The 17345-nt window shown below is 37.8% G+C and carries 14 protein-coding genes and 1 tRNA gene; 9 read left to right on the top strand and 6 right to left on the bottom strand.

The window, feature by feature from the left end:
* The first annotated feature begins 19 nt into the window (after positions 1–19).
* Together IPJ53_12440 and IPJ53_12435 are read left to right on the top strand one after the other, a co-directional pair.
* Positions 20–1210 carry an HD domain-containing protein gene (locus IPJ53_12440; GenBank protein ID MBK7799909.1) on the top strand — a complete coding sequence of 397 codons (1191 nt, stop codon included), beginning with the start codon at positions 20–22 and terminating at the stop codon, positions 1208–1210.
* A 193-nt stretch (positions 1211–1403) separates the two neighbouring features.
* Positions 1404–2690, top strand: coding sequence for a serine hydroxymethyltransferase (locus IPJ53_12435; GenBank protein ID MBK7799908.1), 1287 nt, complete (start codon positions 1404–1406; stop codon positions 2688–2690).
* Here the strand turns inward: IPJ53_12435 and IPJ53_12430 are convergent.
* The 6 genes from IPJ53_12430 to IPJ53_12405 form a co-directional block, all read right to left on the bottom strand.
* A complete protein-coding gene (locus tag IPJ53_12430; protein MBK7799907.1) occupies positions 2667–3440 on the bottom strand; it encodes a tRNA pseudouridine synthase A in 774 nt (257 codons plus the stop codon). The genes IPJ53_12435 and IPJ53_12430 overlap by 24 nt on opposite strands.
* A gap of 83 nt (positions 3441–3523) precedes the next feature.
* A complete protein-coding gene (locus IPJ53_12425) occupies positions 3524–3889 on the bottom strand; it encodes a DoxX family protein (GenBank protein ID MBK7799906.1) in 366 nt (121 codons plus the stop codon).
* A 177-nt stretch (positions 3890–4066) separates the two neighbouring features.
* The gene (gene clpX, locus IPJ53_12420; protein MBK7799905.1) at positions 4067–5305 is read right to left on the bottom strand and encodes an ATP-dependent Clp protease ATP-binding subunit ClpX; all 1239 of its coding nucleotides are present in this window, start codon (positions 5303–5305) and stop codon (positions 4067–4069) included.
* 1 nt (position 5306) lies between these two features.
* Positions 5307–5996 carry an ATP-dependent Clp protease proteolytic subunit gene (locus IPJ53_12415; protein ID MBK7799904.1) on the bottom strand — a complete coding sequence of 230 codons (690 nt, stop codon included), beginning with the start codon at positions 5994–5996 and terminating at the stop codon, positions 5307–5309.
* A 46-nt stretch (positions 5997–6042) separates the two neighbouring features.
* Entirely contained in the window at positions 6043–7455 is a 1413-nt protein-coding gene (locus IPJ53_12410; GenBank protein MBK7799903.1) for a hypothetical protein, read from the bottom strand.
* 78 nt (positions 7456–7533) lie between these two features.
* Positions 7534–7615, bottom strand: a tRNA-Leu gene (locus IPJ53_12405).
* 232 nt (positions 7616–7847) lie between these two features.
* Between IPJ53_12405 and IPJ53_12400 the strand changes: the two genes are divergently transcribed.
* From IPJ53_12400 to IPJ53_12370, 7 genes are all read left to right on the top strand, one after another.
* Complete coding sequence (locus IPJ53_12400; GenBank protein ID MBK7799902.1) at positions 7848–10085, top strand: bifunctional (p)ppGpp synthetase/guanosine-3',5'-bis(diphosphate) 3'-pyrophosphohydrolase; 2238 nt, start codon at positions 7848–7850, stop codon at positions 10083–10085.
* Between the two features lie 67 nt (positions 10086–10152).
* The gene (locus IPJ53_12395; protein ID MBK7799901.1) at positions 10153–10731 is read left to right on the top strand and encodes an acyltransferase; all 579 of its coding nucleotides are present in this window, start codon (positions 10153–10155) and stop codon (positions 10729–10731) included.
* Positions 10732–11166: 435 nt separating this feature from the next.
* Entirely contained in the window at positions 11167–12264 is a 1098-nt protein-coding gene (locus IPJ53_12390; protein MBK7799900.1) for a hypothetical protein, read from the top strand.
* A gap of 1 nt (position 12265) precedes the next feature.
* Complete coding sequence (locus IPJ53_12385) at positions 12266–13732, top strand: sigma 54-interacting transcriptional regulator (protein ID MBK7799899.1); 1467 nt, start codon at positions 12266–12268, stop codon at positions 13730–13732.
* Between the two features lie 560 nt (positions 13733–14292).
* Positions 14293–15573, top strand: coding sequence for a T9SS type A sorting domain-containing protein (locus IPJ53_12380; GenBank protein MBK7799898.1), 1281 nt, complete (start codon positions 14293–14295; stop codon positions 15571–15573).
* A 19-nt stretch (positions 15574–15592) separates the two neighbouring features.
* Positions 15593–16408 (top strand): hypothetical protein, encoded by an 816-nt coding sequence (locus IPJ53_12375; protein ID MBK7799897.1) that lies wholly within the window; start codon positions 15593–15595, stop codon positions 16406–16408.
* Positions 16409–16450: 42 nt separating this feature from the next.
* Complete coding sequence (locus IPJ53_12370; GenBank protein MBK7799896.1) at positions 16451–17323, top strand: hypothetical protein; 873 nt, start codon at positions 16451–16453, stop codon at positions 17321–17323.
* Positions 17324–17345: the final 22 nt, after the last annotated feature.

Genomic DNA, 17345 nt, shown 5'->3' with positions numbered 1-17345 from the left:
TAAATTATAAAAGAAACAATTGTCATCAATTAAGATTTTCAACGATCCGGTATATGGTTTTATTACAGTACCCAGAGGTATTATACTTAATTTAATAGAACATCCTTATTTTCAGAGACTGCAAAGGATCAAACAACTTGGGTTGTCTCATTACATTTATCCGGGCGCAGTTCACTCCAGATTTCATCATGCGTTGGGTGCCTATCATCTCATGACCAGCGCATTGCACAATTTGAGATTAAAAGGTGTTCCCATCAGTAAAGAAGAATTTGAGGCTGCTCAAATTGCCATTCTCTTACATGATATTGGTCATGGACCATTTTCTCACGTGTTGGAACACACGATAGTACCGGTTCCTCATGAAGAAATGACGGTGATGATGATGGAAGAACTGAATCTTGAGTTTGATGGAGCTTTGGATCTTGCCATTAAACTGTTCAGGAATGAGTATTCAAGACCTTTTTTACAGCAGTTAATCAGCAGTCAATTGGATATGGATCGCTTAGATTACCTGAATAGGGATAGTTTTTTTACCGGTGTAGCGGAAGGAGTCATTGGCTATGATCGGTTGATTCTGATGATGGACGTTGTAGACAATCAGTTAGTAATTGAAGAGAAAGCTATTTTTTCAATTGAGAAATTTCTAACGTCCAGGAAAATTATGTACCTCCAGGTATACATGCATAAAACAGCCCTGGCAGCAGAAAGTATGCTGATTTTATTTTTGGATTTGGTAAGAAAATCAACAGACAAACCTTTTGTTTCTCCGGCTTTGAATTATTTCTTGGAAAACTCAGCATTTGACACTACTATACAAGGTCGGAAAAAATTAATTGAAAACTATACCAACATTGATGATGTGGATATTTGGTTTCTTTTGAAAACTTGTTTGAATTCAAAATTTTCAAATATTCAAAATCTGGCAAAAGGACTTATTAATCGTAGGCTGTTTAAAATCCGTATTCAGGATGGACCTTTGGAAAATCACCCGTTAGAAACTGGAGCAGATAGTAAAGATTTTCTTTCGTCTAATAATCTTGCATTGCAGACAAGACAAGATTCTTTTGAATTCATTCCTTACAATCAACACGATGGTGAGATTCTGATCAAAACCAAGGAAGGGGAACTGGTCCCTTTTTCAAATATTCCCAATATGCAGCACTTGCAGACATCAGTAAAAAAATATTTTATGATAATGCCTCAGTTTTAATTTGGTATTGATTTTCTTGGTTTTAGTATATTAAATGTTCTAAATGTATTTGTTTTCAATTAAACAGGATTGGTCTGAATAAATATTTTTCACGACAATCTTTCATGGATGATCAACTACTTTTTTAACATTAGCACCTACTTTTTCAAACAGATTAAAGATAATCTTTTACTTTTGGTTGAACAAATCAACTATGGTACTGAAGGATAAACAAGTCGAGTCATTGCTTTACAAAGAGCTCCACAGACAAAGACATGGCATTGAGTTAATCGCATCGGAGAATTTTGCAAGTCTGCAGGTAGTTCAGTCAATGGGCTCCTGGCTCACCAATAAATATGCAGAAGGTTATCCCGGAAAAAGATATTATGGAGGCTGCGAAGTGGTGGATGAAGTGGAAGACTTGGCCAGAACCAGACTTTGTAAACTTTTTGGGGCAGAATACGCCAATGTTCAACCCCATTCTGGCGCACAGGCCAACGCGGCTGTTCAAATTGCCCTGCTAAATCCCGGTGACACCATAATGGGCCTAAATCTTGCTCATGGCGGGCATCTTACCCATGGCTCACCGGTTAATATGAGTGGAAAGTATTACAAGGTTGTTAGCTACGGGGTGGAAGAGGAGACCGGCAGAGTTAATATGGAAACTGTACGAGAAACCGCTCTCGCCAATAAACCAAAGCTCATTATTTGTGGGGCATCCGCCTATTCCAGAGACTGGGATTACAAGGCTTTTAGAGCCATTGCGGATGAAGTGGGCGCAATTCTAATGGCGGATGTAGCTCATCCTGCTGGATTAATAGCCAGCAAATTGCTCAACGATCCAATACCTCATTGTCATATTGTTACTTCTACTACACATAAAACTTTACGAGGCCCTAGAGGTGGAATTATTCTTATGGGGAAGGACATTCCCAATCTCATTGGTAAAACTGATAAAAAGGGAAAGCTGTTACCTTTTTCTTCCATATTAAATAGTGGAGTTTTTCCGGGTACTCAGGGTGGCCCGTTAGAACATATAATAGCAGCAAAGGCAATTGCTTTTGGAGAAGCGCTAGAGCCGACCTTTAAGACTTATTCACAACAAGTCATCAGCAATGCACAGGCATTTGCAAAAACATTTTTAGAACTCGGATACCAGATTGTGTCTGGAGGAACAGACAATCATTTGTTCCTGTTGGATCTTAGAAATAAAGGCGTTACAGGTAAAGAGGCTGAAGAGTTATGGATACGTGCAGATATTACCACCAATAAAAATATGATTCCATTCGACCCTCAACCACCCATGACGACGTCAGGGATTAGGTTGGGAACACCTGCCATGACTTCCAGAGGTTTTAAAGAAAATGAATTTGTCCAGGTGGCTCATTGGATGGATGAAATATTATCTAAAAAGTCTGATGCAGGATTTATTGAAAAGCTCAAAGTTGAGATTAATAAATTTATGAAGGACTATCCATTATATCCCGAAATCAATCCATAATGATTTAACAGCTTCCGGATAATCTACCTCCACTAAAGTAAGTCCTTGGGCAGGCACACTCCAGCTTTTATCTATTTGTTTTTTAGCCTGGATCTGAGCACCAATGGTGTCGAGACTGATTTTCTCCAATGAATAATTCAAACAAGATCCAACAATCAGCCGCACCATGCCACGAACAAATCTATTCGCTGCAATGTGATATTCAAAAACTCCGGGCTCAGGATTGAGCCATTTGGATTCATGTATTTGACATTCAAAATGATTCAGCCCTGAATTCGATTTGGTAAAAGCAGAAAAATCATTCGTTTGTAAAATCAGCGCGGCAACTTCTTCCAACCTATCCAGTTGAATACGACTTTCATGTAAAAATTGATAGCAATAATTTCGGTGAAATGGATTTTTTCGGGTCCTTAATCTGTAAATGTATTTTCTTCTATTTGCATCAAATCTGGAATGAAAATTTTCCCCTGTTCTAAAAATTCTATTGACGGAAATGTTCCAGGGTAAAAGTGAATTAAGGTGGTACAATTTTATTTTCTCCTGCAGGGATTCTTCCATTTCCGTATGTAAGTAAAATTGACTGGCATGCACTCCGGTGTCCGTTCTTCCACAACCGATCACATCTATTTTTATGCCAGAGAGTATACTTAACTTTTCTTCGATAACTTGCTGAACAGTGCCGCCGCCGGTTTGTTTTTGCCAACCAAAATAAGACGTACCATCGTAGGAAATTTCTAAACCGATTTTCAATTTATTTTTATTGCAAGATTAGTCATTAATAAAATAAAAAGGAGCAGAAAAATCTGCTCCTTTTCTTTGAATGAATTTATAATTTAACCGATAATTGAGTTGTCTTTTGCTACTGAATGTGCATACATAAGAGCAGCACCGGCCAATGAAAGATCTTTTAAAAACATCGAGGTGGCAGGTTGTTCCTGATTTGTAAAACCTCCTAAGTGCAACAAAAACACAAACAGGAATAACATCACAGCAAGTAACACTGCTGCCAGCTTATCGTACTTTCCAAGAAAAACACTGATGGCAAATAAAATTAAACATGTGCCTGTTAAGTAGATGATTATTTTCCCTCCGAAAGGGGCCATACCTGCCATGGCATCCGCTCCTAGAAAATGAAAAACCCCAAAGACCAACATGGGGATGGCAAAAAGATATTTGCCTAATCCGGTAATTGCTTGCATAATTTTGATTTTTAAATGTTTGAAGAAATAATTTTATGCAATATATGGATAAGTCAAAATATATACTATGTTAACTGAGTTAATTTTAAATATAAAATTATATATATATAATATTAATAATATATATATCTTTGAAAAAACATAAAGTGAAGGATGATTTGGCGCTTTCAAGGTTGCCTAGGCAGACCTTTTGCTTTGGGATCGATCCAATTGATGATGCACAAAATTACCATTGATGACTAATTTTTGAGCTGATTCCTCACTAGGTAAATCAAACATGGCATCCCGCAAAATGGATTCACAAATAGTCCTCAGACCTCTGGCACCCAATTTATGTTCGATCGCATAATCTGCAATCAGTTCCAGGGCATCCTGTGTAAACTCCAACTCAATTTGATCCAGGGCCATTAATCGGCTGTATTGTTTCAGCAATGCATTCTTGGGTTTGGTCAAGATTTCAATAAATGCAGCTTTATCCAGTTCTTCCAAATAGGCCAGCACAGGTAATCGGCCCAAAAGTTCGGGGATGATACCGAATTTTTTCAAATCCTGATGAGTCACATGACTGATGAGGTGATCTTTAATGTTTTCATTATCCGCAGTCTGCTGATAACCGATGACATTGGTATTCAGCCTTCTTGAAATAATCCGGTCCAACCCATCAAATGCCCCGCCACAAATAAAAAGAATATTGCGGGTATTGACTTTTAAGAACTGTTGTTCAGGATGCTTTCTCCCTCCGGCAGGGGGGACATTTACATCTGCTCCTTCAAGAATTTTAAGCATGGCTTGCTGCACACCTTCTCCGGAGACATCACGTGTAATGGATGCGTTTTCTCCTTTGCGAGCAATCTTATCCATTTCATCAATATAAATGATGCCGCGTTCTGCGGTTTCAATATCATAGTTGCATGACTGGAGCAGTCTGCTCAGCATTCCCTCCACATCTTCTCCTACATAGCCCGCTTCTGTAAAGGAGGTAGCATCTACAATGGCAAATGGCACATCAAGAAGTTTTGCGAGGCTCTTGGCCATGAGTGTTTTACCCGAACCGGTGGGGCCGACAAACAATACATTTGATTTTTCTATTTCAACATCATCTTGCCCGGTAATGCTGAGTCTTTTATAATGGTTGTATACCGCGACGGAAAGGATTTTTTTAGCAGCTTCCTGTCCGATTACATATTGATCTAAAAATTCTTTAACACGTCTTGGATTAAAATTTTTCGGAAGGGAAAATTTCTTTTTCTTTCCCTTGCCAGGACTGCCTAATTCTTCTTCAATAATTTTATTTGCCTGCATCGCACAGGATTCACAAATGGCCACTTCATCACCCTGCACCAGAACCAATACTTCCTTGCGTTCTCTTCCGCAAAAGGAACAGGTTTGTTCCTTTTCTTTAACCGATTTAGCCATTTTATTTAGCTTTGGTTCTGACTAACACTTCATCTACAATTCCATAAGCTTTTGCCTCTTCAGCAGACATCCAATTGTCACGATCGCAATCACTTTCAATGCGTTCTGCAGATTGCCCTGTATGATGAGCCATAATTTCGTACAACTCTTTCTTCATGGATTTGATAAGGTTGTAGGAAATTTCCATGTCTGTAAATTGTCCTTGCATACCGCCCGATGGCTGATGAATCATGACCCTGCTGTGTTTAAGGCAGGTTCTCTTTCCTTTAGTGCCTGCACAAAGTAATACGGCACCCATGGAGGCCGCCAATCCGGTACATATAGTGGCAACATCCGGATTAACATATTGCATGGTATCATAGATCCCTAATCCATCAATTACGGATCCTCCGGGACTGTTTAAATACATTTGTATATCTCGCCTGGCATCCACAGAATCTAAAAATAAAAGCTGGGCTTGAATGACATTGGCTACATAATCATTCACAGGAACCCCCATAAAAATGATCCGGTCCATCATCAGACGGGAAAAAACATCCATTCCAACAATATTCATGGACCTTTCTTCAATTACAGTAGGCGTAAATCCTGTAATATTGGGGATGCTGTTATGCATATATTTTTCCAAGTGCATGGATGAAAGTCCCATGTGTTTGGTAGCAAATTTCTGAAATTCATCTTTAGGAAACATAGTTTATGGCTGTTTAATAATTTATAAAAAAAATTCTCGACAATGATCAATGCTCATGCTCGTGATGATGTTCATGGTGCTCATGATTGTGCTCATTCAGTTTTTTAACCAACGATCTGAAATCTTCCAGACTAATTTCTTTTTCAGTGATGGTTGCATGATCTCGTAACCATTGAAAGGTTTTATCATTCAAGGCATTGGTATAAAATTCATTGGCTTTTTCTTTATCCTTCAAAGTGTTGGCCGCAATGTCTTTCCATTGGTCATCAGAGAAATTAAGTCCCGGATAGGAAGATTTGAACTGATTAATGACTGCATCTACCAAATCTTCATAATGGATTTGTATTTGCTGATTTTGGATAACATTGTTGCGAATCATCTGCCAACTCAGGCCTTCTTTAAAATGTATCAAGTCGTGATCAAACTGACTCTTGGATTTTTTCGACCACTCTTCAAAACTGAGCGACAACCACTTTTTTAAAAAGTCATCAGGAAAATGAAGATTTAATTCGGCGTTCAATTTTTTGATCAATTCAATTTCAACAATTTTATCACATTCCTTTTCATAGTAAGCGGATAAATTCTTCTTGAGTTCAGAACGCAAATCATCTTCAGACTGAATGGTGTGATTAGGGCCAAATGCCTTTGCATACAAGTCAGGTCCTAACTCTGCAGCCTGCTTCCTTGAAATTTTACTGATCTGGCCTTCAAACATATCTTCGAATGCACGATCGTCTTTATCTTCCAGTTTTAGAAAATATTTTCGGATGGTTTTTTCATCCAGATTTTTTTCAACACTTCTGATGTTAAATCTGATTAATTCTTCAACGTTTTTGCCTGTAAGTTCATCCAGCACCTCATCAGCGAGGGTGTCATCAACCATCAGGGAGAAACTTGTATTGATTCCATCCTGCTTGGCCTGACCATCCAGTAACTCAGTAGCATTTAACTCTATCAAGTCACCCCTTACGATAGGTCCTTTAATTTCACTGAGCGTCCCATATTGGTTTTTCAAATGGCTAAGCTCGTCCTCCACCACCGCATCTTCAAGAATTATTTTGTTTTTATCCAATTGGATTTTTGACAAAGCTCCGGCAACATCCGCCTCAGGGGCAATGCCAACTTCAAAGAAGAATTCATGGTTGGTAACAGTTCCATCCGCAGGACTGCTCAATTCTGGAAGTGGAAGTAAATCTCCGAGAAATTGCGTGTTGTTCTCTTTCTGATATTTTTCAATCAGCTCATTTACCATTTTATTCAATACCTCCGCTTCGATACCGGGTCCGTAAAGTTTCTTGACTACACTCTCTGGAACGGCACCATGGCGAAAGCCTTTAATATGGGCTGTCTTGCGTATCTTTTTAAGCTCTTCCTGGACTTTAGGAAAGTAATCTCCCTGTTCAATGGAAATTTGCAACTGCCCATGCTGAGGGGCTAATGTCTTCAGACTAATATTCATGAAGTATTGATTAGTAAACTAAATAAAGGATTGACCACTAAAATTGTTCTAAGAAAAAGAACAATAGATTGAAGAAAGTGCGGATGGAGGGGGTCGAACCCACACACCTTTCGGCACTAGATCCTAAGTCTAGCGTGTCTGCCAGTTTCACCACATCCGCAAAACGCCGCAAAGATAAACGGATTCCCGAAAACTTCCAAGAATAACATTTTAATATTTAAGGATTTTTATTTGACCAACTAAGTAGCCAAGCTATTGACGTAATCTATTGTAAATTAATATTATAAATATATATTATTATCTTAATGTAAAAAAAATTATTACATTTTTATGCAAATGGGATACTTTAATTGTTAATCACACAGAAATTATTAGATTTGCTTTCGCACCGTATGTTATCAACCGATTCTACATCCATAGCACCCTACGCCTGGCCTGAGGAAGACCAGTTACTCATCAAAGCCGCTTACCGCCGGCTGCTGCGTGCAATTAGAAGTGCAAATATCACCACTGAAGAAAAACAAGAAATCAGAAGAGCTTTTGAGCTCGCTTTTGCAGCACATGGGGATCAAAGAAGAAAATCAGGAGAACCCTACATTACCCACCCGCTGGAAGTAGCCAGAATCTGTTTTGAAGAACTGGGTTTAGGTTATAAATCAATTATTGCTGCTCTGCTCCATGATGTAGTGGAAGATACTCCGGTGACACTCCATCAGGTTAATGAATTGTTTGGGCCAAAGATTTCAAGGATAGTAGATGGACTTACCAAACTGGATGGACTCTACAATGTGGAGTCTCCTCAGGCAGAAAATTTCAAAAAAGTTCTAAGCACACTGGTCGATGACGTCAGGGTGATTCTGATAAAAATGGCCGACAGACTTCACAATCTGCGCACCATTGATGGAATGCCAAAACACAAACAGCTGAAAATAGCTGCTGAAACTTCCTACATCTATGCACCGTTGGCTCATAGATTGGGCCTGTACAATGTCAAATCTGAGTTTCAGGACATCTGTGTCAAAATAACCGAGCCTGATTTATATCGCGACATCACTTCTAAACTCAAGGACACACACAAAGAGCGAAATAAATTCATCAATGAATTTATCAAACCGCTTAAAATGAAACTTGACCAATTGGAAATGCCATACAAGATTTACGGCAGACCAAAGTCCATTTCCTCCATCGCCAATAAAATCAAAACCAAGAAAGTAAATTTTGAGGAGATATTTGACTTGTTTGCGGTGCGCATTGTGGTGGATTGTCCAAAGGAAAAAGAAAAGTCAGTTTGCTGGCAAATCTATTCCATCGTTACGGATGTGCACAAACCTATTCCTGAACGACTCAGGGATTGGATAACTACTCCAAAATCCAATGGCTATGAGTCATTGCATACTACTGTAATTGGCCCGGGCGGAAAATATGTGGAGATTCAAATCCGAAGTGCCCGCATGGATGACATAGCAGAAAAAGGTTATGCCTCTCATTGGAAATATAAAGGGGTCGCAGATATTCATGGAATTTACGATCATTGGTTCAACACAATTAAGGATATGTTGGAAACTCCTCACAACGATGCAATGGAGTTTCTGCATGATTTTAAAGCCAATCTTTACGGCGAAGAAGTTTATATCTACACTCCGAACGGAGACATGAAAGTGCTACCAAAAGGCGCAACAGCCCTGGATTTTGCTTTCAGCATTCACAGTGATCTGGGTGTAAAAGCAAGTGCCTGTAAAATCAACAATAAACTGGTTCCATTGGGATATGTTTTGACCAGTGGAGATCAGGTAACCGTGATAACAAATTCCAAGCAAAAGCCAACAGAGGATTGGTTAAAAATGGTTACTACCGGAAAAGCCAAATCCAGAATCCGATCTGCATTGAAGGAAGAACAAAAAATTCTGGGTGAGTACGGGAAGGAAATATTGGATAGAAAATTTAAGAATTTAAAAATTTCACTGGAGGAAAATATCGATATACTTTTAAAAACTTTTGGTTTTAAAAATAAACTGGACCTCTTTGCAGCAGTTGCCACCCAACAATTGGAATGGTCCTCCATGATTAAAAATTTCAATATTGAAGGTGCCAAACTCACTTTAATTAAACCTGTTGATAAAGATGCTGTACGGGAAGAGAAGGAAGAAACAATTGAAAAACATCACCATGAACCTGGTCGGTTGTTGATCAACAACGAGCCTGCTGATCATTATCAATATACTCTTGCCAATTGTTGTAATCCTGTCCAGGGTGATGATATTTTTGCTTATGTAACGGCTAACAGCGGAATGAAAATTCACCGCATCAATTGCCCGAATGCAGAAAACCTCATGGTAAATTATGGTTACAGAATATTAAAAGCAGAATGGACCTCAGTGTCTGGATCTCGTTATACCGTTGATTTGAACATAACCGGAATAGATGATGGTCCGGGGGTAATTGAAAGACTCACTCATAACATCTCAAGTATTTTGGGGGTCAACATCAAATCCTTTAGCATTGCAGGCCATGAGGGTACTTTTGAAGGAAAAGTAGGACTTATTGTGTCCAACAAAGATCAAATCAACCAGATTATTCAATCACTTAGTCAACTGCCCGGTATTTCAAATGTGTCAAGGGTAATACATTAGAATGTAAGCTTGATTAGAAATAAAGTATAAGGCTTGCCGAAATAAATATGAATACTAGAATGAACCAATGTTGAAGAATTTGTTTAAATTTTTATTGTCAAATTTATACTTATTAAAAATTCGATTTTTCGCATTTTTTCTTGGTGTGGAGTATGTGGTTAGAAAATTAGAATCCTGTCCTAAATATTTTGTTCCCATACTTTTGATGAACTATGGAGCAAAACTTGGGAAGAAAATACATTTTAAGGGTTATTACAGGATGGACAATGTTACGGGAGATGAATCTGCAACCAATGATTTCTCAAATCTTTCAATTGGAGATCGATGCGTAATCGGTAAAGGTGTTTTCTTTGACCTTGTCGATAAAATTTATCTGGAAAGCGAGGTTGGAATTGGAGCACATTCTATGTTGATGACGCACATGGATCTTGGTCAAATGCCTATGTCAGCTCTTTACCCCAGAAAAACAGGCCCCATTGTCATACGAGAAGGAACCTTTCTGGGTGCGCATGTACTCGTGTTGCATGGAGTAGAAATAGGGCGATGTTGCATAGTGGCTGCGGGTTCTGTTGTCACCAAAAGTTTTCCTGACTACAGTCTGATTGCAGGAGTCCCTGCCAGATTGGTCCGTGTCCTGGAACATTAAATAATTTCATTTTATTTTTTTTTACCAACAAACATCTCGTTTGGTTTCTCTAAATATTTTTTAATAATTTTGGATTTGATAACCAATTAATGACATTAACCAGGTTTAAAATTCACCCTGAAAGGTAATTTTTAGATTAATTATTTACCGAATTCAACTCAATGAATTAATCACTCCTACATTATAATTATAAAGGGTAATCATTTTTTTAAAATTGAATTCTGAAGATTTTAAAGCAATATCTACTTTAAGAAATACTTATTTTAAATTTGAACGATTTCCTGACCTGCATGTTGCAAGCATGATAATTTTGGAATCAAATTATTAGATGAGCATTGCAGTGCTATATTTTAATGTCGTCGGACATTTATTGGGCACAAAATGATTTTATTTGCGAGTTTCTGAACAATTGTAACAGATCTAAGTTTATGTTGCATGATTGGTTCTAGATTTACTCAATTCACTCCGGAAGAAGACAAGAGGACTGTCTTTGAGAAGCTCCTGGACTTATTTCTGGAAATCATGGTATACACCGCCGGAGATGTGGAGGAGACTTTTGAATGGATGGAACAGATTGATCGGGAGCATAAAATAACTACACCTGATTACACTTTGGAGGATTTTAGAAGGGATTTGGAAAGACAGGCTTTTGTTTTGCCTGCAGCTGATGGGAAGGGAACAGAGTTGGGGCCAAAATCAGAAAGACTCATCAGACAAAAAGCCCTGGATCAGATATTCGGAGTGTTGAAAAAAGATAAAAAGGGTGGGCATAATTCTAAACACGTAGGGAATGGCGGCGACTTGACGGAGGACAGAAGGCCTTATCAATTTGGTGATTCACTACAAACAATAGATTTTAATTCCAGCATCAAAAATGCTCAGATTAGAAACGGGTTGGAAGATTTCAATCTGGAGGAAAACGATCTTGAAGTGCATGAAGTAGAGCATAAAAGCCAAATGGCAACAGTGCTCATGATTGACATTTCACACTCCATGATTTTGTATGGAGAAGACCGCATTACGCCTGCTAAGAAAGTGGCCATGGCATTGGCAGAATTAATTACCACCCGATATCCTAAAGACAGTTTGGATGTAGTTGTTTTTGGAAATGATGCCTGGCAAATTCAAATTAAAGACTTGCCTTACTTGTCAGTCGGACCTTATCACACCAATACAGTCGCCGGACTTGAATTAGCGATGGAATTGCTGCGTAAAAGAAAAACCAGGAACCGACAGATATTTATGATTACAGATGGAAAACCAACCTGTATCAAATTGAGTAATGGAAAATATTACCAGAACAGTGCAGGACATGATCCTAAAATAATTAATAAAACCATTAACCTGGGGATACAATGTAAAAAATTGAATATTCCGGTGACCACATTTATGATTGCACAGGATCCATATCTTCAAAAATTTGTAGAGGAGTTTACAGAAGCCAATCAGGGGAAAGCCTTTTACTCAGGGTTGCAAGGATTGGGGCAATATATTTTTGCCGATTACCAAAACAGTAAAAAAAGAAAAAATTAATATGCAGCATAAGATTCACACATTTGGAGAATTGAAAGCATCAGGATACAAATCCAAATCTGTTAAACAAGAATTGAGAGATAATTTGATCCAAAAATTATCAACAGGAGAAACTATTTTCGAAGGAATACAAGGTTATGAAGATACGGTGATTCCCTCTTTGGAAAGAGCCATTTTAAGTGGACACAACATAAATTTTTTAGGACTTCGTGGTCAGGCTAAAACTAAAATGGCCAGACTAATGGTAAGGCTTTTGGATGAGTACATTCCGGTAGTAAAGGGTTCAGAAATAAATGACGACCCTTTTCAACCATTGTCCAGGTATGCTCGTACGCTTATTCATGAGTTGGGTGATGAAACCCCGATTTCATGGTTGCACCGTGATGATAGATACACAGAAAAATTGGCGACTCCAGATGTAAACATTGCAGACCTGATCGGGGACATCGATCCAATAAAGGCTGCCAATCAAAAATTAAATTATTCAAGTGAAGAGGCCATTCACTTTGGGCTTATTCCAAGATCAAACAGAGGAATTTTTGTGATCAACGAATTACCCGATTTGCAACCGAGAATTCAAGTGTCGCTTTTTAATATTCTTCAGGAGGGGGATGTGCAGATTCGTGGATTCAAGTTAAGATTTCCGTTGGATGTGCAATTTATCTTTACTGCCAACCCGGAAGATTATACAAGTAGGGGAGCGATCATCACACCTTTAAAAGACAGAATCCAGGCGCAGATATTTACTCATTATCCGGATACCATTGAAATTGCAAGACAAATCACTCAACAAGAAGTAAAATTGTCTCAGGGCCAGGAGAAAATTAAAGTCCCACATTTAATTGAAAATCTGATTGAACAAATAGCCTTCGAAGCACGTGAGAGTGAATACGTAGATGAGAAAAGCGGCGTATCCGCTAGATTGGCGATTTCTGCTTATGAGAGTGTCGTGAGTGCTGCTGAATTGAGAATGCTGCAATCACATGAAAGCAAAGCGTCTGTGCGTATTGGTGATTTAATGGCCGCCATTCCTGCCATTGTAGGCAAAATAGAAATGGTTTATGAAGGAGAGCAGGAGGGCGCTGAGGCGGTCGCACACAAACTCATTCGCCTGGCAATGAAGAGCATGGCAACTGAATATTTTAATGGAATTGATCAGCTGCAACGTAAATCCCCGGTAGAAGCCAAGAAAAAATACAAAGACATCATCTCTTGGTTTGAAGAAGGAAATGCAGTAGACCTTTTTTACAACAACACAGAAGTCCAATATAAAAAAGAACTTTCCAGAGTTCAGGGATTAAAAGAAGCGGTCCAGGATGCAGTAAAAATTTCTAAAGAATCAGAGTTGTTGATGATGGAATATCTTTTATACATTCTCTCTGAGTACGGCCTCATCGATTGGAAAATTATCAGAGGCTCCAGCAGGTTTCAGGATTACCTGTTTTCGGCTTTGAAAGGTTTAGGGTAATTTTTTTTTTAGAAAGTTAAATTTTAAAAGCAAAATCTAATTAGAGTTTTGAAATCATGAGAAATGCCTGCTGTAGCGAGTATTGAAAAGCTTTATTCTGAATTAGATTTATAATTCGGAAATTTAGTATTGTGATTTAATTTTTATGCTTCACTAATAATTTAGTTTGTTAAGAATTTTTCGTTACTATGTTGACGTTTTATTTTGTATAAAATTTAAATTACATATTTTTTTTACCAAAAGAATGTGTAAATGATTTTATTTAAAAAACAAATTTAATTTTAATTCTAATTAATTAGAAAAGTTGAAGCTACTGTAAATTTTTACTATTTATCAGAGATTTTGGTTATTGCATATTAAGTGAGTCATATTGATGTGGGAAGTAATATGGGGAAATTTATTTTTGGAAGCATTTTGTGCTTTCTCAATTTTTGATTTGCAAAACAAATCAAGGCATTTATGTAACTAATAACTACAATTGTGTAACTTCTTGATAAATACGGAAGGTACCTTTGGAATGCCGAAAAATTCATACAGTTTATGAATAGGCTTATTCCAAAATGAAAGAATTGTTACTTGTCTTAGTCTTTTTTATTTCAACTTTATTGGGCAATGCTCAAGGTAACAGAGTCTTTTCAAAAGGAGAAATGACCAACTTCGGCATTATGGATATTTCTGCGGTTAATGGGATTGCATGGAGTACTGAAAGATTAGCCATTCCCGGTTATTTCAGTGTATTTGACACTGCGAATTTTATTGGATGTACCGATGACGCTAACATAGACGGTTACATTAAAAAATATGGGAATACTCCATTTATATTTCCCGTTGGAACTGGAAAAGATATTCGAACACTTGAAATTTCTGCGCCATTTGTTACAACAGAAGCATATGCCACAGCGTGGATTCTAGGAGACCCAAGTTACAACCTTGATCCCACTTCACCGTTCGCAGGTAAACACTCAGTGCTTTCTGTTTCTCCTCCTATTGCTGCAATAAGTAAAGATGGCCAATGGGATTGGCAAGTTGGTGATTCATCAAAAATGGGAAGTAATACTTCTGGCACAGGAGCAGGTCTCACCATAATAGTAAGCATTCCCGATATGACTGCATTCGGACAAACACAAAATTTGCGATTGGTAGGCTGGAATGGAATATCTTGGATTGACCTAAGCGCAGCTTCAACCGCAAGTGGTAATACTGAAAACAGTACTCTTCGGGGTACCATGGTAAAAGGAATAACAGCTATTGCGGTGGGCAGTACTGAACCTGCCATTCCATTAACATTACAATTAGCAAACTTCTACGCAACATCATTGAATTGCTTTGCAATATTAAACTGGACTACTTTCCAGGAAATCAATACCGATTTTTTTAGTATAGAACAGAGTTATGATGCTGTTAATTTCTATTTCAAAGCATCAGTTAAGGCTGCTGGTTCATCAACGCAAAATCAGTATAGCATTTCTATGGATCAACCTTCGGGAATAATGTATTACCGTTTAAAAATGATAAATACAGACGGATCGTTTTTGTATTCACCTGTAATTAGCAGCCTAAATAAGTGTAAAGTTGTCGAATATATGATTTTATTTCCAAATCCTGTTGCCACCCATGAAAATATATACATAAATTTTGAAACAGCTTATAGAGGAAGAGCTGATTGTATCCTATTTAATTCCATTGGCCAAAGAATTATGTTGCAATCCATTCATGTGAAAGAAGGCCGAAATCAAGTAAACATAAAACTACTAAACTTTTCTGCTGCTACATATTTCATCATCGTGATAAACGAAAATGGAAAACAGATCGGAAGCACGCAGAAATTTATTATACAATAGGCCTTTAATTGAAAGAAAAGTGAAAAATAATCCAATACATAAGCTGTTATCTATTACAATGTTCATTGTAGTATTAAGTTATTGCTCAAACTTATTTTCTCAAGTTAAAATTGGCGACAATCCAACTGTTATAAACCCCAATTCAGCTGTAGAAATTGAATCTAAAAACAAGGGACTTTTATTGCCAAGACTGTCGCTTTTTTCAACAACTACACCCTCACCTTTAAGTTTCTTCGTAGAGGGAATGTTTGTATATAATCTGTCAACGGTGAATGATATTAACCCAGGCATTTATTACAGTGATGGTTCAAAATGGATAAAGGTAAATGCAGGATCCACCTCTTCAGCTTCTTGGAATCTTTCTGGTAATAGTGGAACAAATGCCACAGAACATTTTTTAGGTACAACCGATCTTTCACCGTTGGTCATTAAAACAAATAACACTGAGCGTTTACGTATAACAGAGGAAGGATGGCTCGGTATAGGGACTTCCACACCTGAAGCCGCATTACACGTAAAAGGCCAACTCATCATTGACAGTATAAATGCTGGCGATCTTACAACCGATAATCTATTGGTAGTTAATCCTGATGCCGGAAGAATTAAATCGGTTCCATCCAGTAGTTTTATTATGGGAGCACTGAAGCGGACAGAAATTGTGTTGAATTCTGGTCAACTTGTTTTTGATACTCCCGATGTTATTACGGACGTCAATAAAATTCTCCTGTTCAGAAATGGAGTAATGATATCCTTTGTTTTCCATAACGTCCAATCGATTATGTCAGAAATACCCTGTGTGCAAGGGGATGAAATGTACATAGTACAATTAAAATAAATTTTACATTAATAAATTAAATTATAAATTAAAAATTAATACATGAAAAAGGTTTTATTTCTCTTCTTATTTGCCATATCCTTAGGATCTATGGTAAATGCTCAAAAGATAGTAACCAAAGTTATTGATAACAAAGGTACTATCAAATGGGTGTTGGACAGTTCAACGGCTGTGATTACTAAATCAGACAGTACAATTTTATTCGTAACTCCTAATCAATTGAGTGATTCGTTGGATTATTTTGTCAGGTATGCAGATACTGCTTCATTGCTTTCTGGGTATATCAATGCAGCCAATAATGGCCTAACCAAAACAGGAAAGCTTGTTCAATTAGGAGGTCCGTTGATTCAACCAACGACCATTGTAACTTCTGCTGCCAATTTTTTAGCCATCACAGGCTTGCAATCTGGGTCTAACACCACCGATAGTGTAATGGTAGTCAATCCAACAACGGGCGAAATTCGTTTCATTTCTGCTGCTTCACTTTTTAATGCCCTTACATTTAGTAATGGTTTAACAAAAACAGGCAACCTAGTAGAATTAGGAGGAGCTTTAACCAAACCGACTACGATATCTACTGATGCGATTAACAATTTGAAAATTACAGGTTTACAAAGCGGTAATTTATCAACAGACAGTCTGGTTGTTTCCGCTCCTGATGGTACGTTACGAAGAGTGACTTCTGAGTCCATTCTGCAAAGTGGAGATCAGAACTTTACGGCAACAACAGGCCAGGCAGTGTATTTAGTAACCAATTTACCAGCCACCGTATCCAAGGTTTGGGTTTTCAGAAACGGTGCAAAGCTATTGGGTACTGCGGATTATTTAACCGCTCCTGGGATATTAACGTTAACACCGGCTATGGCAACATTGGTAGAAACAGGTGATGTCATTGAAGTGCAGTGGGTTAAATAAGGATCTTCATCCGATCAAAGGA

Source organism: Candidatus Vicinibacter affinis (assembly GCA_016714365.1).
GTDB lineage: Bacteria > Bacteroidota > Bacteroidia > Chitinophagales > Saprospiraceae > Vicinibacter > Vicinibacter affinis.
This window is presented reverse-complemented; position numbering and strand designations above follow the sequence as displayed.

Excerpts from the sequence above, each read along its gene's own strand:
- IPJ53_12435 (MBK7799908.1), top strand. The coding sequence starts at position 1,404 with ATGGTACTGAAGGATAAACAAGTCGAGTCATTGCTTTACAAAGAGCTC.
- IPJ53_12425 (MBK7799906.1), bottom strand. The coding sequence starts at position 3,889 with ATGCAAGCAATTACCGGATTAGGCAAATATCTTTTTGCCATCCCCATG.
- clpX (MBK7799905.1), bottom strand. The coding sequence starts at position 5,305 with ATGGCTAAATCGGTTAAAGAAAAGGAACAAACCTGTTCCTTTTGCGGA.
- IPJ53_12415 (MBK7799904.1), bottom strand. The coding sequence starts at position 5,996 with ATGTTTCCTAAAGATGAATTTCAGAAATTTGCTACCAAACACATGGGA.
- IPJ53_12410 (MBK7799903.1), bottom strand. The coding sequence starts at position 7,455 with ATGAATATTAGTCTGAAGACATTAGCCCCTCAGCATGGGCAGTTGCAA.
- IPJ53_12400 (MBK7799902.1), top strand. The coding sequence starts at position 7,848 with ATGTTATCAACCGATTCTACATCCATAGCACCCTACGCCTGGCCTGAG.
- IPJ53_12395 (MBK7799901.1), top strand. The coding sequence starts at position 10,153 with ATGTTGAAGAATTTGTTTAAATTTTTATTGTCAAATTTATACTTATTA.
- IPJ53_12390 (MBK7799900.1), top strand. The coding sequence starts at position 11,167 with ATGATTGGTTCTAGATTTACTCAATTCACTCCGGAAGAAGACAAGAGG.
- IPJ53_12385 (MBK7799899.1), top strand. The coding sequence starts at position 12,266 with ATGCAGCATAAGATTCACACATTTGGAGAATTGAAAGCATCAGGATAC.
- IPJ53_12380 (MBK7799898.1), top strand. The coding sequence starts at position 14,293 with ATGAAAGAATTGTTACTTGTCTTAGTCTTTTTTATTTCAACTTTATTG.
- IPJ53_12370 (MBK7799896.1), top strand. The coding sequence starts at position 16,451 with ATGAAAAAGGTTTTATTTCTCTTCTTATTTGCCATATCCTTAGGATCT.